Source organism: Deltaproteobacteria bacterium, from assembly GCA_026129095.1.
GTDB lineage: Bacteria > JAGRBM01 > JAGRBM01 > JAGRBM01 > JAHCIT01 > JAHCIT01.
The window spans coordinates 297,388-312,659 of the sequence record JAHCIT010000003.1 but is presented as its reverse complement, the minus strand read 5'-3'; the positions used below and the strand labels follow the sequence as shown (position 1 = coordinate 312,659).

Annotated in this window: 10 protein-coding genes; 8 read left to right on the top strand and 2 right to left on the bottom strand. The window is 61.5% G+C overall.

Annotated features, from left to right (window positions below; translation table 11 throughout):
* The first annotated feature begins 114 nt into the window (after positions 1–114).
* From KIT79_06315 to KIT79_06280, 8 genes are all read left to right on the top strand, one after another.
* Positions 115–939, top strand: a complete 825-nt coding sequence (locus tag KIT79_06315) for a prepilin peptidase (GenBank protein MCW5828913.1) — start codon at positions 115–117, stop codon at positions 937–939.
* Positions 936–2,456, top strand: coding sequence for a HAMP domain-containing histidine kinase (locus tag KIT79_06310; GenBank protein ID MCW5828912.1), 1,521 nt, complete (start codon positions 936–938; stop codon positions 2,454–2,456). Before KIT79_06315 ends, KIT79_06310 begins: the two co-directional genes overlap by 4 nt.
* 5 nt (positions 2,457–2,461) lie before the next feature.
* Complete coding sequence (locus KIT79_06305; GenBank protein ID MCW5828911.1) at positions 2,462–3,904, top strand: sigma-54-dependent Fis family transcriptional regulator; 1,443 nt, start codon at positions 2,462–2,464, stop codon at positions 3,902–3,904.
* A 308-nt stretch (positions 3,905–4,212) separates the two neighbouring features.
* Positions 4,213–4,839: a prepilin-type N-terminal cleavage/methylation domain-containing protein gene (locus KIT79_06300; protein MCW5828910.1), complete on the top strand. Its 627-nt coding sequence runs from the start codon at positions 4,213–4,215 to the stop codon at positions 4,837–4,839.
* 39 nt (positions 4,840–4,878) lie between these two features.
* Positions 4,879–5,523, top strand: coding sequence for a prepilin-type N-terminal cleavage/methylation domain-containing protein (locus tag KIT79_06295; protein ID MCW5828909.1), 645 nt, complete (start codon positions 4,879–4,881; stop codon positions 5,521–5,523).
* 36 nt (positions 5,524–5,559) lie between these two features.
* Positions 5,560–6,957, top strand: coding sequence for a prepilin-type N-terminal cleavage/methylation domain-containing protein (locus KIT79_06290; protein ID MCW5828908.1), 1,398 nt, complete (start codon positions 5,560–5,562; stop codon positions 6,955–6,957).
* A gap of 41 nt (positions 6,958–6,998) precedes the next feature.
* A complete protein-coding gene (locus tag KIT79_06285; GenBank protein ID MCW5828907.1) occupies positions 6,999–7,718 on the top strand; it encodes a hypothetical protein in 720 nt (239 codons plus the stop codon).
* Positions 7,719–7,775: 57 nt separating this feature from the next.
* On the top strand, positions 7,776–12,053 hold the full coding sequence (locus tag KIT79_06280; protein ID MCW5828906.1) for a hypothetical protein: 4,278 nt from the start codon (positions 7,776–7,778) through the stop codon (positions 12,051–12,053).
* Between the two features lie 102 nt (positions 12,054–12,155).
* On the opposite strand, the gene KIT79_06275 is transcribed toward KIT79_06280, so the two are convergent.
* The gene (locus KIT79_06275; protein MCW5828905.1) at positions 12,156–13,649 is read right to left on the bottom strand and encodes an NADH-quinone oxidoreductase subunit N; all 1,494 of its coding nucleotides are present in this window, start codon (positions 13,647–13,649) and stop codon (positions 12,156–12,158) included.
* Positions 13,646–15,271, bottom strand: coding sequence for an NADH-quinone oxidoreductase subunit M (locus tag KIT79_06270; protein ID MCW5828904.1), 1,626 nt, complete (start codon positions 15,269–15,271; stop codon positions 13,646–13,648). Before KIT79_06270 ends, KIT79_06275 begins: the two co-directional genes overlap by 4 nt.
* Position 15,272 lies beyond the last annotated feature (1 nt).

The following is a 15,272-nucleotide window of genomic DNA, read 5'->3' as shown; positions in this document are numbered from 1 at the left end:
GGGCGGACGGACGGAATGGCGGTGTGGCCCACGTTTCCACAGGCAAGGAGGATAGCCGCTGCCTTGTTCCGTGGCGACTTTGGGCATTAAACTCCCTTCCTAATCGGACGGTTGATGATCCATATCCTCAGTTCAGCGTTCAGTGATCCGGTGTTTCGCCTGGCGGTGGCCGGCTGTTTCGGGCTGTGCGCGGGCAGTTTCCTGAACGTGGTGATCGCCCGTCTTCCCGGCGGCGCTTCCGTGGTCACGCCTTCAAGCCGGTGCCCTGAGTGCGGGGCCCTGGTCCGCTGGTATGACAACATACCCGTCGTCAGCTGGCTCATCTGGCTGCGCGGGAAATGCCGGGCCTGCGGGTGGCCAATCCCGTTCCGGTACCCTGCGGTGGAACTGGCCGGAGCCGCCGTCGCCGTGCTGGTCGTCTGGTTCAAGTCCGGTCCATGGCCCGTGGCGACCGGGCTCATGGTTGGCTGGGCGTTTGTTGCCATCAGCCTGATCGACTTCGACCACAAGATCATTCCGGATTCGATCTCGATGCCGGGCGTGGCCCTGGTCCTGGGCACGTCATGGCTGCCGGGGCGGACGGGTACAGAACCGGCCGTACTGGGGATGCTCCTTGGAGCCGGCATGTTCTGGAGCGTTCGCGAGCTTTACTACCGGATGACCGGCCGTGAGGGGCTTGGCATGGGGGACGTCAAGCTGATGGCGCTGGCAGGCGCGCTGCTGGGGCCACTCGGCGTCTGCGTGGCCATTCTGGCTGCGTCGCTGACCGGTTTCGTCGTGGCGCTGGTGCTCATTGCCACAGGCCGGGCTGGCCGGTTTACCGAGATACCGTTCGGTCCGTACCTGGCCGCTGGAACCTTTGTGGTGTTTCTGGGCGGCGGGAAGATCGAACTGCTGCTCCGGCTGGGGATGGTCAACCTGATGCAGAGGTTGCTGTGAACTGGGGACGCGAGCGCGACCGGAACCGGCCGCTGGCCGACCATGTTCTTCTGGAACTGGGCTGGCTGCTGCTGCTCATCCTGTTTCTCGTCGTCGGGGTGCTGACAATAGTCCTTTACCGCTCGAATGTACGGCGCGATCACGCCGAGGCCACGACGCTGGCGGCGACGGTGGCGGCCTCCGTGCATGAGGACGAACTGGCTGGCCGGCCTCCCCGTGAACGGATCAAGCTCCTGCTGGGCCCGGCCCTGGACGAAGGGCTGGTTCGCGGCTGGGCATGGTACCGGGCGGGGGAACGGAACCATCTGTCCGGCGGCGGTGCTCCGCGGGATGAAGTCCAGGATTTCGCCGCCGACGGCGAAATCTGCTTTCGCACCGGCGACTGTCCCACGCCACCGTTGCGTATCGGCCCGTGGTGGTCGCCCATCCCGTTTCATGCGGTCGCCTTTGCCGGACATGACGAAGCCCGCCGCCCTGCGCGTATGATCGTAATGTGGGGACACCCGAGGGAACCCGCATTCTTCGGTGACCTGCGGAGCCCCTGGCTGCTTGCCTATCTCGTTGCGCTGGTGGTGCTGCTGACGGGGCTGGGCTGGTGGCGGCTCCGCACCCTCGTGGAAAACCCCCTTGCACGCATGATCGGATCGATGCGGCGGGTCGAGGCGGGTGATTTCGGGGTCCGGGTGAATGAGCGGACCTGCCGCGAACTGGGTGAGCTGTCGGCACAGTTCAACGTGATGACGGCGGCCCTGGAAACAAAGAGCGCCGAACTGGGCCGGCGGATGCAGGAACTGGAGCAGGCCAACCAGGCCATAAGGCAGGCACGTGACGAGACAATTCAGGCCGAAAAGCTGGCCGGCATCGGGCGGCTGGCGGCGGGGATTGCCCATGAGGTCGGAAACCCGCTTGCCGCGCTGACCGGTTTTGCGGAACTTCTGGATGACGAGACACTGGAACCGGCCGCCCGTGCCGATATCGTCAGGCGGATGCAGGACGAACTGGCACGGACCGACCGGATCATCCGGGGGCTGCTGGACTATGCGCGGGCCGGTTCCCGCGGGGATTTGCGGTTCGAACCGGGTCAGGTTGCCGCGCAGGCGGTGGAACTGTGCCGGGGCCGCGGGTTGTTCGATGGTATTACGGTGGACTATAGCTGCAGTTCCAGCAGCCGCGTTGCCGGTGAGCCCGGACAGATCGAACAGGTTTTCATCAACCTGATGCTGAATGCGGCCGACGCAATGGGGTCAGGCGGCCGTCTCGACATCCGGATTTCCGATTCACAGGATGGCCGCTGGGTCGAGGCACGGGTTAGAGACCATGGGAGCGGAATCCGGCAGGAGGATCTGGTGAAGATTTTTGATCCGTTTTTCACGACCAAGGAGCCGGGCAAAGGGACCGGGCTGGGCCTCGCCATATCGGCACGGCTTGTGGAGGCTCACGGCGGCAGTCTCCAGGTCGAGCGCAGTTCTCCCGAAGGCACGGTATTCCTGATGCGCCTGCCGGTGGCGGAGCGGTAGACACCATGGCGAACGCCGCCAGCCAGGCTCATACACGGATTCTCGTCGTGGACGACGAGGAGAATATCCGGATCATGCTGGGAGCCGTGCTGAAGAAGCAGGGCTACGAGGTGGATGCGGTCGCCAACGGCGCCGACGCTCTCGATGCGCTGCGGAAACGGCCATATGATCTCATCATCAGCGATTTCCGGATGCCGCAGATGGACGGGCTGGAGATGCTGCGCCGGATCCGGGACGAGCGGATTCGCGCGACCGTTATCATGATCACCGCCTACGGCGGAAACGACCAGATGAACGAGGCCATGCGGCTCGGCGCACACGATTATATTTCAAAACCGTTCCGGGCCGAGGAAATCCTGCTGGTGGTCAAGAAGGCCGAGGCCCGGAAGCGTGCAAACGTCTCTACCGTGCCGCCCGCCGGTCCGGGCATGCAGCCGGCTGACCTTACCCGTTCGATGATCGTCATCAGCCCCGAAATGAAATCCGTCATGGCGACGGTGGAACGGGTGGCAAAATACAAGACGACGGCGCTTCTGCTGGGTGAATCCGGTACCGGAAAGGAAATGATCGCCCGGGCCATTCACGAGATGTCGGACAGGCGGAGCGGGCCGTTCGTGGCGGTCAATTGCGGCGCGATTCCAGAGAACCTGCTGGAGAGCGAGTTCTTCGGACACGTCAAGGGTGCGTTTACCGATGCCGTTCGTGACAAGACAGGACTTTTCGAAGAAGCCAGCAACGGCACGCTTTTCATGGACGAAATCGGCGAACTGCCACCGATGCTCCAGGTCAAGCTGCTCCGTGTACTCCAGGAGGAAGAGATACGCAGGGTTGGCGATACCCAGCCGCGCAAGATCAATGTCCGGATCATCGCCGCCACGCTGAAAAACCTGGAGGACGAAGTGGCGGCGGGCCGGTTCCGGGACGATCTCTACTACCGGCTCAATGTGTTCCCGATCCGGATTCCGCCGCTTCGGGAGCGGCGGGGCGACATCATGCCGCTCGCGGCCCACTTCCTTGAAAAATTCAGCACACGGCACGGCCGGCTGATTAACGGATTCGCCCCTGGGGTGGAGGATGCCCTGCGGCGCTACGGCTGGCCCGGCAACGTGCGCGAACTCGAAAACTCCATCGAACGGGCTGTCGTGCTGTGTGAAGGTGACATGATCACCGAGTCCGACCTCCCGTTCGCGCGTTCTGTGGCTGCTCCGGCTGCGGAAGTTCCGGCCGCGCTGCCGGGTGGGGCAAGCCCGGCTGACCAGGAGGGTGCGATCGTCATCAATTTCGGTACGGACCTTTCGATACCGAGGGCGGTGGAAACGATCGAGGAACTGTTCATCCGGCGAGCACTCGACAAGGCGCGAGGGAATCGCGCGCAGGCGGCGAAGATACTGGGGATCGCCAATCGGACGCTTTTATATAAGCTCCAGCGCATGCGGGGAGAGGGCTGATGACGCGCCGCGCACTTGAATCGCGCAATCTTTGCACTCCGCGGCGCAACTGTAGTCGGACGATGCTGCATACATACCTGGAAATTCGGTATTAAATAACGCTCCGCGACATAATTTATCCTTTAAATTCAATGAGTTAGCAACATCGACCTGGCGGAACGGTCATTGCTTGGCAATTAACATCCGTTCACAGGTCTTTATGCCCGGGAAGACGGGCGGGTCTAGGGAAGAGTAGCGTGGAGATGCAGTTTTCAGGTTCTACCAGGAAGCCCAGCCGCCGGGGGGCATGCCGCCGGAGCGAGAGCGGAATGACGCTGATCGAGCTGATGGTTGTGGTGGCCATTATCGCGATCATGGCTGCCGTCGGCACGGCATATACGTCGAACCGGTGTCCGGCTGCACTGAGCGAATACACGCGTCTGATTGCCGGCGAACTGTCGGCGGCCCGCAGCAGTGCGCGGGCGAATTCATGGAACGTGGTGTTCTGGTTCGGGTACGAATGCGATGGCGCTGGCGGTATCAAGCCGAACAACCGGGCCTATGTGCGCGTGGTTGACCGCAACGGCAACCTGCAGATCGACGCGGATGAGGCATGCACGACCACGTCGCTCAATACGGCGGGCTGCAACAGTTCACGCTGGATCGAATTCGGAAGCCCCAACGGAACCGGTCCCAATGACGGGGTGGCGCATGTGCCCGAGGCCGATGGAGTCAATTTCGAAATCCCCAGTGCACCGGACCCCGCGAACGCCGTTGCATTTGGGGGAGGCGGCCTTGTCAACCAGGTCACGCCCCTGACCGACGCCCTGTTCTTGCGGATCATGAATGAGGGAGTTCCGCTGGATTACATGGGCCGGTCCATTGTCATGCGCCAGAACGGCCGGACGGTGGTCTACGGCTTCGAAAACGGAACGTGGGAAATCTACATGAAGTAGCGCGATTTTTTGCGCCTTCTGCAGGGAGTGTTGACCAAGATGAAGACTCAGCCGGACCGGAAAAATGCACGATGGCGGCGTGAGCGTTCCGGTGGTTTCTCACTGATCGAACTGCTGGCGGCATCGGCCATTTTCATTATCGGCGTGCTCGGTGTGATTGGCATGTCGGACCTCGCCGTCAAGCAGAACCAGCAGACCTACTACCTGACAACGGCTGTAGCAGCGCTCCAGGACCGGATCGGGCAGCTCCAGAACGTGCCCAGGGCCTATCTGGATTCCATCGGTGTCGATACGGCGTATACCTGCACGACTGATGCGGAGCCTGCGAGCTATGACAAGATGGACGCCGGCACGGTCGTGGAAAACATGATGGACCCTCCCGGCGGAATCGAGGAAGGAGCGGTTCTTCACGGTTACACGCTGGAGATGCAGTTCTGGGGGGTGTGCAGCCCGGAGCGCAAGGACCAGCAGGGTTTGCCCAACTGTGTTCCCACTCCATTCAGCGATACCCATCCCGACTGCCCGCCGGGACACAAGCTGAATGGCGGGCTTTCACGTAATCCGCTGATGCCCAATACCTATGAGGTCGCTTACACGCTGAGTGATCCTTCCGGCTGGAAAACCGAGGGAGTTTTCTGGGTCGTGGACAGTGTAAACCGGATAGCCGGTCCGGGGGGGCCATGACTGTGAGGACTGAACGCAATGGAAATTGTTAATCGCATGAGAAACCGGTTTCAGAACCGGCGAGACCACGGGTTCTCGCTGATCGAACTGATGGTGTCGCTGGGTGTGCTGTCGATCATTGTGGCAGGTGCCGCCGAGGGACTCGTTGGTGGCATCCGCGCCTGGATGCCGCGGCAATCGGTCGCGCAGCTTTACCAGAATGCCCGCGATGCGGCCTCACTCGTTACCGAGAGCGTTCACAATGCGGGCTCCGGCGTCATCTTCAACCGGGAAGGGGGCAAGTCCACCTTCGGCGTGGCGGTCATTCCGCGCAAGGTAACCGGCGATGAGTTTGGAAAAGAGACAGAAACCTCGACACTGGGAGACGGTGGAGCGGCGGATTCCGATGAGGTGACGCTGGTGGGTGCTTCATCGCCCACGGCGGTCGTGGTTTCCGACAATGGCGCTGGCTTGCTGACACTCACCTACTTCCCGATGGGCCGGGCGTCGGCGGTGACTGGCGCCGGGACCATCGACGCCGGCGGTTCCGTGCACCGGACGAACGTGTTTGAGTTCTTCAACCGGCTGTTCCGGGCTGACGAGCGGTCCTACTACTACCCGGGCATTTCGGCCACGGATGTAGGGCAACTGATGGTCGTCCGGTCCCTGGCTCTGGGGGAGGGCCGGGTCCAGACGTCCCGCTACCGGATGGTGCGCGTCGTCGCTGTGGAACCGGGGCCTGAAATCAACTCCTATAATGTTTCCTATGCCGTTGAACAGGCATTGCCCTTTAACCGGTGGATGCAGGAGATCACGACCGTCAGCGGCCTGACGGGCGGGTCTATCCCGTCGTATTACGATTCATCAGACCCGCTGTTTAACCAGTATACCGGCGGCGGAGTGATCACTTGTGACGGCGCCTTGAGCGAACGGGACGCACTTCTTGGGCTCTCTGGAACTGCACGGACCAAATGCACCATCGCCTCGATGGTATTCATGCACACCTATTACATCATGCGCCCGTCTGGCGGCGGGTTCCCGATGCTCGCCCGCTATGACTATACGGGGCCGGAGTTTCCGGACAAGGAAGCCGTGACCATCGTGGCCGACAACATCGAGGACATGCAGATCGAGTATTTCTTCGGGTCCGATCCGTCCATGCCGATCCCCCGTCCGGGTGCACTGGGTATATCGGAGATCGAGTATCCGGTTCCGGTGATCCTGGGTGCCGAGCCGATCACGGCGGACATCACCACGATGCGGTTCTCATTCCTGTTCGCGACGGCCCGCATGAGCGGTGCGACGTCGGATACCACGACGTTCCCGGTTCTGTCGAACCGCACACAGAAAATCCCGGAATACAACGGCATCAACAACATGGCCCGCATCTCCTACACACTGACCGCGCCATTGAAGAGTTTCCGCTTCAACGACCTTGGAGGGACGGGTATCTGATGCCGGTGTCTGGCGACGGCATGAAATCCGGAGTACCGAACATGAAACGGTTCATTACAGGCAAATTCAGGCGGCGCGGATCCTCCCGCGGCGTCGCCATGGTTATCGTGATGGGCATGCTGCTCATGCTGACCGGCATGGCCGCCGGAACCCTCAGCATCACCGGTGTCGGCCTTGCGGGCGCATCGGCGGAGCGCAAGTTCATTGCCCGTGCGGACTGCCGTGACCGGGTATCGCAGTACCTGATTGACAACCTGGGCGACTGGAAGATTGTGCTGGCCCGCAAGGGCGGAGCCTACAAATGCCGGACGATGTACACGGTCAACATGTCCAGTTATCTGCCGGCCGGTGACGTTGTGGCTCCCAGCGGGCCGGAAGATCCGGCCACCTGTTACGAGGAAGGGGCGGACATGTGCCCGCCATCTTCGGCTTGCGGACAGGATCCGGACTGGCAGGCCTTTCGCCAGCGTGAAGCGCAGGCACTTGCCCGTTTCCAGGGCGAGCCCACCATGACGTTCGACGACGGCGATCCGCTCAAGCCGTGCGGCCAGACGCGTGCGGTCATGGCGCTTTACGATCCGGTCCTTCCGATCAAGACGAGCAAGGTCGGCAAGCAGCAGGGCCGGCAGGGCGACGAATGCACGTATGGCATCCGGCTGTTTGTGATGAACCTGCCGCAGAACGACCAGCGGTACTATTCCAACTATCTGGATATCGAATACATCCGGACCATTTATTCCAGCACCGGGTGCATTTACTGATCTGATGACACAGGGGCGCGGGCGCCTTTTGACGAGAGCAGGAGAGTAGCGATGTTTATGCAGGAAAAAATCTCACTGAAACGGCTGATGGTGCCATGCGCGGCATTTTTCGCGGCGGCGGCCATTCTGGGAGGACCGCTCCCGGCGGGAGCCGTGGCCGACGTGCCGTATTTCGCTGACTCCAACGTGGAGCCCAACGTGTTCCTTGCTCTGGACACCTCCGGCTCCATGACCACGCGGGATATTCCGCATGCTCCGGGCCAGGCTTGTACCGTCGGTAACGGCTGTGGCGGTCCTTCGGGCGGCAATCCGCCGCCTTGCCGCTGCCGCGCCGACGTCATGCGCGAAGTGCTCTCCGGTTTCGAGGGTGCCAGCGACAACTCCGACAGCGGCACCAGCATCATCGACATTTTCGGTGCCCAGGTCCGCTTTGCGATTGGCCGGTTTTCGGGTGGCGGGACTGGGAGTGTGGATGGCCTCAGCTTCTCCCCGCAGGCCGGTTCCATCCACAGCGTCCAGTTCCGGAACGACAACCTGGGCCAGATGAAACAGCTCATCCGCAATACGCCGACCAATGACTGGACACCGACCTCTTCACATTTACTGGATGTAGGCTGCTGGATCATCGGCGAGGAGGGGATGAACGACGGGTTCAAGCGGCTTGCGACCAATGAGCTTGCTTCGCCGCCGATCAAGCACCCGGTGATGAAGCTGAAGCCGCCACTCATCTGGGGGACGTTCACGTACCCGGAGTTTACGTACGAGGAAATGGAGCTGGGCAGATTCGACTGGACGACAGGGTTCAACCACGCGGGACCGACGATCAACTGGGCCGATGTGGAAGCTCCGATGGGCGCTCCCAACAACTCCTATATCTGCCGGGATGATTACAAGGACGCTCACGTCCGGGCGACACAGCTCGAAAAAGGGGTCGGTGCCAACAAGGCGACCATACCGGCCGATCCGGCATTCCGGTGCCGCCAGACATTCATCGTCTATCTGACTGACGGCGAACAGTCGGTTGGTTATGGGCAAACAGCCCAGCCAGCACGGCAGGAGCTGCCCCAATGGGATGTTGACTACATTGGCCGGTGTGCTGCTAACCGGGGAGACCGCATCTTCAACATGGACTATGTGACTAGCTGCAATACCCCGGCTGATCTGACGACGGCAGTGTCCGGGGCGACGATACCCACGACAGCGATTTTCCGGGCAACGACGACGAGCGGCACAAACTATCAGGGTCGCTGGGTCGTGTTTACGGGAGGGAATGCTTCGTCGGCTCCTAACCGGTGGATTGCAAGGCAGATCACAGGTTACAACACGGGAACGAAGGAGATGACATTTGCCTCTCCCTGGCCGGCATTGCCGCAGCCAAACGACCCATTCGTCATTGTGACGCAAAACTCCGAGGCGGGACGGCTTCTGCTGCCGTGCATCTATTCGTATAGCCTGGATTGCCGGATTGCGAGCTGCACGACCAACCAGTGGTTCAATTCGCCGGTTCAGGTGAAGCGGCGCGGATGGCTGCAAAACCGCGTCGGGCAGGACCGGAGACTGGTCTATACGCTGGACGGTCTTGTTGATGTACCGGGCCGATCCGGATGGGTGGGCGCTGCGACGACCTGTAATGCGAATACCAGCACATTTGTGGAAAACTGGGGTCCGGGTGTCCGGACCGTTCTGTCGGCACTGAGGCAGTCAACCTACCTCCCGGCGGGAAAACTCCGGCAGGCAACCCACAATCTGGACCCGAATCCCGGTCCCGGCATCATGACCTATGTGGTCGGTCTGGTGGCGCCGACCAATGCACCGCTCAAGATCGCCAACGACGTGGCAGCCCGTTTCGGCGGAACGGATGCGACGCCGACCGATCCGGAAAAATGCCTGCAGATGAATGATGACGGTGGGGAGGCCTACACGGCCTATTCCGCCCAGGAACTGACCGATGCGCTGACGAAAGCGATCCAGTGCATCATCAAGGGAAGCTATACGCGCGCGGCGCCGGCGTTCGTCGTCTCCGGCGCGGGGTTCAGCAGTTCACAGGAAGTGAACGCCTATTTCGAGATCACCGCTGACAGCGTCTGGTGGATGGGCCATCTGGTTACCTACAAGTTCAGCGAACTGGCCCGGGCATCCCAGACGAATACCGCCCCGATCCCCGATTTCGATGCAGGGCAGGTCCTGACGAACCGGGCGACTTCCGATCCGCGGGATCTCTACATCTCGCTCAATCCGATCCACATCCCGACAGCGGTCAATCCGGCCAACAAGGCCCTGGGGTCGCAGATCGGCGAGCCCGTGAATCCGGCCATTGACCCGTCCAAGTTCATCCCGTTCACGGTGGACAACAAGACCCAGATCCAGCCGCTATTGGGCGGCGCCACCGTGGCGGAAACGGAAACGGTCATCGAGTTCCTGCGTGACGAGGATGGCCCCGGCGGAACGGACATCAAGTTCGAGGACGGATCGGTCAAGACCTGGGCGCTGGGCCCCATCGTCAACAGCACGCCGGTCATCGTGGAGGCACCGTTCTTCGACCCCTTCATTGGCGGCAATAACGCAAAATATGTTGATTTCATCAATAACAACGAGATCCGCCCCACGATCGTTTATGTGGGAGCAAACGATGGCTTCCTGCACGGTTTCGTGCTGGAAGATCCGCTCGCCGGTATCAAGAGCAATACGCTCAAGCCGGGGCACGAGATGTTCGGTTTCATGCCGCGTGAAGCCGCCCGGCGAATGAAAGAATCCATGCGGGGCGTCGTATTCTCGGTTGACGGCCAGGTAACTGTCAGCAACGTGCAGTTCCTCGGCAATGACGTTACGTCCGAGGACGACGATACCTTCCACACCGTCCTGATCGGCGGACTTCGCGGCGGCGGGTTTTCTTACTATGCCCTGGATGTGACGGACCCGACCTCTCCGAGTTTCCTCTGGGAAGTAAGCCATCCGAATATGGCCCGTACGTTCAGCCGGCCGAACATCAGCCGGTTCCGTGTGGTGAATAACCCGGTGGATGACGCGTCCGTTGTGGTCAGCCGCTGGCTGTTCGCGGTGGGCGGAGGCTTCAATGCGGCGCGAACCGACGACAATGACGCTTTTCTCGTCAATCCGGGCGATTGCGGTTATTATACGTCTACCGATACGACTTGCTGGGCCAACGCGGGCAAGACGATCGTCAATCCCGCCCCGACGACGACCGATCCGATCAACCCGGCCTATCCTGCCCAGTGCCCGGGCGGGGCTACTCCAGAAGGGCTGTGTGTGAATGGCGTGGACAATACGATCATAGTCAGTCCGCAGCCTCCCGCGCCGGGGTTGCCCGACCTCGGCCAGCAGGATGTCGGCAACTGGGTTTTCATATTCGATATCGAGCGCGGCATCCTGTACCAGAATATCCGGGTACCCGATCTGCCGGCGGCGCAGGATCCGCGGTTCAATTCGGTTCCCGGCGAGATGCTGCTGCTGGACCGGACCGACAACGGTTTCGTGGACAACATCCTGTTGGGCGATATCGAGGGCAGGCTCTGGAAAATCGTCGTTTCTGACCCGGACCCCGTCAAGTGGAGAAAGGATCTCAACAACAACGGCGGCCTGGACGGCGATGATTCCCCGTGCCTGATGTTTGATCCGCTGATGCCCAATATTTTCAACCCGGCACCAGGATGGATGGCTGAGCTCAAGCGCCGGCCGATCTTCTACGCCCCGGCGGCAACCGAGGACTGCAACGGTGACATCAACCTGTTCTTCGGAACCGGCGACCTGGCGCAGCCAAATGACATCACGAACTGGGACTACCTCTATGCCTTGAAGGACCGGAATCGCAAAGGATGCGGAACCCTGGATGGCGGGGATGCGGCCCTGGTCGACTTCGAATGTCCGGCGGATTCGGGCTACTTCGGCGTCTCGGACGAGACCGAGGCAAAGGTCGCGCAGATGTTCCCGCTCCGGCTGCGCTACAAGGGCGAAAAGATCCTTTCATCGCCGGTAATCTTCAATGGTGACATGTTCATCACGACCTTTATTCCTGAACTGGCGCTCCCGTCAGACCTCCAGTCAGTGGACGGATGCTCCTCGGGCAAGTCATCGGTCATCAAGGCCCCGGCCGTGTGCTGCCACCCGAAAATCCTGACCGGGCAGGATGACCTGCTGCAGTACGAGGAGCCGGGCGCGCTGCTCCCGCCGCCCGTCCGCACGCCGCAGGGCACGGTCGCCTCACCATCAGCCATCCAGGTTCTCCAGGGCAACGAACTGCCGCCACCGCTGGAAGAGTTCCACAAGCAGGTGCCGGCCCGCTGGTTCAATGTGATCGGGCAGGAGTTCATCCCGTAAGCAGCGAGCGGGGCTGAACGCCGAAAGGGCCGGACGTTACTGTCCGGCCCTTTCCTTTTGCGGGGCCGTCCCCAGCGAACGGCCTGTCTGGAAAATTACCTGCTAGAAAAGCACCTGAAGGTGCGACCGGATGGCCTCGAAGTAGCTGGCCTTGAAGGCACCGGTTGCCGGAATGGCTGAAATGCCGAGTTCCATGACGAGGATCGCTGCGGCCGCCAGTCCGGCGACCAGCGCCGGCCGGAGGGACCGGCTTGTGCCGAAGGGGCTCGCCTCGGGTTCTTCCATGTACATCACGGCGATAACGCGCAGGTAGTAGTAAACCCCCACGACGGCTGAAAGGACGCCGGCGATGGCCAGCAGGTAGAGCTTCGACTGGATGGCTGCGGAGAACAGGTAGAACTTGCCGGCAAAACCGGCGAGCGGGGGGATCCCGGCCAGCGACAGCAGGAACAGGGTGAGCAGAAGGGCCATCAGGGGCCGCTTCTGGCTGAGGCCCCGGAAATCGCTGAGCGAGGTCCGTTCCCCGGTATCCGGCTGGACGGCGATGATGACGGCAAAAGCGCCGGTATTGGTTACGGCGTAGGTCAAAAGATAAAAAAGAATACCGGCTGTGGCCTGGTTCCCGGCTCCCGGCTGGATGGCGGCCGCAAGGCCCACGAGCAGGTACCCGGCGTGGGCGATGGACGAATAGGCCAGAAGCCGCTTGAGATCGGTCTGGCGGAGGGCCAGCAGGTTTCCGGCCACCATGGTCAGGATGGCAAGGGCCAGCAGGGCCGGATACCAGCGGTCGGAGAGGGGGGCGAGTGCCTCCAGTGCGATGCGGGCCAATGCGCCGGTGGCGGCCGCCTTGACGCCGACGCTCATGAATGCCGTGACGGGTGTCGGCGCGCCCTGGTAGACGTCAGGGGCCCACATATGGAACGGGACCGCACCGATCTTGAAACCAAGGCCGGTCAGCAGGAAGCCGGTTCCGAGAAGGGCGAGCATGGATTCGCCACCAAAGGTGCCGCTCGCCAGTGATGTCCGGACGGCGACGAGGTTGGTGGTCCCGGTGGCGCCATAGATCAGTGCAATGCCGTACAGGAGGAAGGCGGACGCGAACCCTCCTATAACCAGATATTTAAGTGCTGCTTCGATCGAGGTATCTCGCCGCCGGGCAAAACCTGTCAGCACGTAGACCGAAATCGACATCACCTCGATGGCCAGAAACACCATGATGAGGTCAGCGGCAGTGGCCAGCAGCATCATGCCCCATGTGGCAAAGAGGAGCAGCGAGACATATTCCCCTGCGTGTTCGTTCCGGTTCCGGGAGAGGTGATCGCTGGCAATGAGCAGCGACAGCGCGGCTCCGGCGATGATTGCAGCCTGCAAAATCGTGGAAAATCCGTCCACGACGACCATGTTGCCGAACGAGGTCGTGTGGTAGCCGAGCAGGCGGGTGAGCCATCCTCCGGCAACCGCAAGTCCGGTAAAACCCAGCAGGGTATGAATCCCGGCGTGACGGTCCTTTACCAGCATGGACAGGCAGAGAACCAGAATGGCGGTTCCCAGCACGACAAGCTGGGGGGCAATGGTCCAGTAGTAGAGGTCGTTCATGGGCGGCCTCCGGTTTCCTGTTGCAGGGCAACCTGTGTGCGGCCTGCCGCATCGTCGTCAGCGGCGAACCTGGCGGTGATGATTTCCCGGCCGTCCAGATCGCTGGCGGGCAGTGTTGCCAGCACGCTCACCTTTGAAAACCGGGCGAGGTGTTCCCTGGATGCGTTTTTGAACGTATTCATGAAGGGTTTGGGATATACCCCCATGAGGACGATGAGAATGGCCAGCGGAACGAGATAAGCCAGTTCGCGGCCGTTTACGTCCTTGAGTTTCTGGTTTTCCACGCTGGTTACAGGGCCGTAGAGAACCCGCTGGACCATCCACAGCATGTAAACGGCGCCGAGGATCACGCCCGTGGCGGCAAGGGCGGTGGCGGCCTTGGCTCCCGCCATCCGGGAGATGAATGTGCCGTACAGGATGGAGAATTCGCCCACGAAACCGTTTGTTCCGGGCAGTCCGACCGATGCCATCGTCGCCACGATCAGGAGGAATGAATAGACCGGTATCACCTTCGCGAGGCCCCCATAGTCGCGGATCAGCCGGGTATGGCGGCGCTCGTAGACCACGCCCACAAGGAAAAAGAGCATTCCGGTCGAAATGCCGTGGTTCAGCATCTGGTAGATGGCACCGGAGGTAGCGGCTTCGGTGAAGGCAAAAATGCCCAGTACGACGAAACCAAGGTGCGATACGGACGAATAGGCGACGAGCTTCTTGATATCCGGCTGAACCAGCGCAACGAGGGCGCCGTAGATGATGCCTGCCACGGCAAGCGCCATGAAATAGGGGGCAGCTTCCAGCGCGGCGGCGGGGTAGAGCGGCATGGCGTAGCGGAGGAAGCCGTAAGTGCCGAGTTTCAGCAGTATTCCGGCCAGAATGACCGAACCGCCCGTGGGGGCCTCGACGTGCGCGTCGGGGAGCCAGGTGTGGAGCGGAAAGATCGGCACCTTGATGGCAAACGCCAGGGCATAGGCGGCAAACAGCCAGCGCTGGGTTGAAAGGGGGAGCTGCTGGCCGGCGAGGGCAGCCAGTTCGAAGGTCACTTTCCCGGCTGACTGGTAGTAGAGATAGACAGTGGCAAGGATGGCGAGCAGCATGAGGACCGAACCGGCCATCGTGTAAAGGAAAAACTTCACGGCCGCGTACAGGCGGCGTTCGCCTCCCCAGATCCCGATGAGCAGGTACATAGGGACCAGCATCACTTCCCAGAAGACGTAGAAAAGGAAGATATCCTGGGCGAAGAACGCGCCGAGCATTCCCGCCTCCAGGAGCAGCATCGAGGCGAAATACCCGGCCGGTCGGCGATCCACGGCGCTCCATGCCGAGAGCAGGATCAGCGGGACAAGGAATGTCGTGAGAATGACGAGCAGGAGCGAGAGCCCGTCAATGCCGACCAGGTATTTGATCCCGTAGGGTTCGATCCAGTGGTAGCTTTCAACGAACTGCATTCCGGCCGCGGCCGGGCTGAAGGCCCACCAGAGGTAAAGGGAGAGCACGAACTCCGCCGCGGCAAACCACAGTCCGGCGAGCCGGGCAGGGGTCTGGTCGTCGAACAGCTTGCCGAGCACCGCGACCGTAATGGCCCCGATGACCGGCACAACAAGCAGCGTGGTGAGTATACCCATC

What these genes read in the sequence shown, in the direction of transcription:
- KIT79_06315 (MCW5828913.1), top strand. Translation starts at nt 115, where the DNA reads ATGATCCATATCCTCAGTTCAGCGTTCAGTGATCCGGTGTTTCGCCTG.
- KIT79_06305 (MCW5828911.1), top strand. Translation starts at nt 2,462, where the DNA reads ATGGCGAACGCCGCCAGCCAGGCTCATACACGGATTCTCGTCGTGGAC.
- KIT79_06300 (MCW5828910.1), top strand. Translation starts at nt 4,213, where the DNA reads ATGACGCTGATCGAGCTGATGGTTGTGGTGGCCATTATCGCGATCATG.
- KIT79_06295 (MCW5828909.1), top strand. Translation starts at nt 4,879, where the DNA reads ATGAAGACTCAGCCGGACCGGAAAAATGCACGATGGCGGCGTGAGCGT.
- KIT79_06290 (MCW5828908.1), top strand. Translation starts at nt 5,560, where the DNA reads ATGAGAAACCGGTTTCAGAACCGGCGAGACCACGGGTTCTCGCTGATC.
- KIT79_06285 (MCW5828907.1), top strand. Translation starts at nt 6,999, where the DNA reads ATGAAACGGTTCATTACAGGCAAATTCAGGCGGCGCGGATCCTCCCGC.
- KIT79_06280 (MCW5828906.1), top strand. Translation starts at nt 7,776, where the DNA reads ATGCAGGAAAAAATCTCACTGAAACGGCTGATGGTGCCATGCGCGGCA.
- KIT79_06275 (MCW5828905.1), bottom strand. Translation starts at nt 13,649, where the DNA reads ATGAACGACCTCTACTACTGGACCATTGCCCCCCAGCTTGTCGTGCTG.
- KIT79_06270 (MCW5828904.1), bottom strand. Translation starts at nt 15,271, where the DNA reads ATGGGTATACTCACCACGCTGCTTGTTGTGCCGGTCATCGGGGCCATT.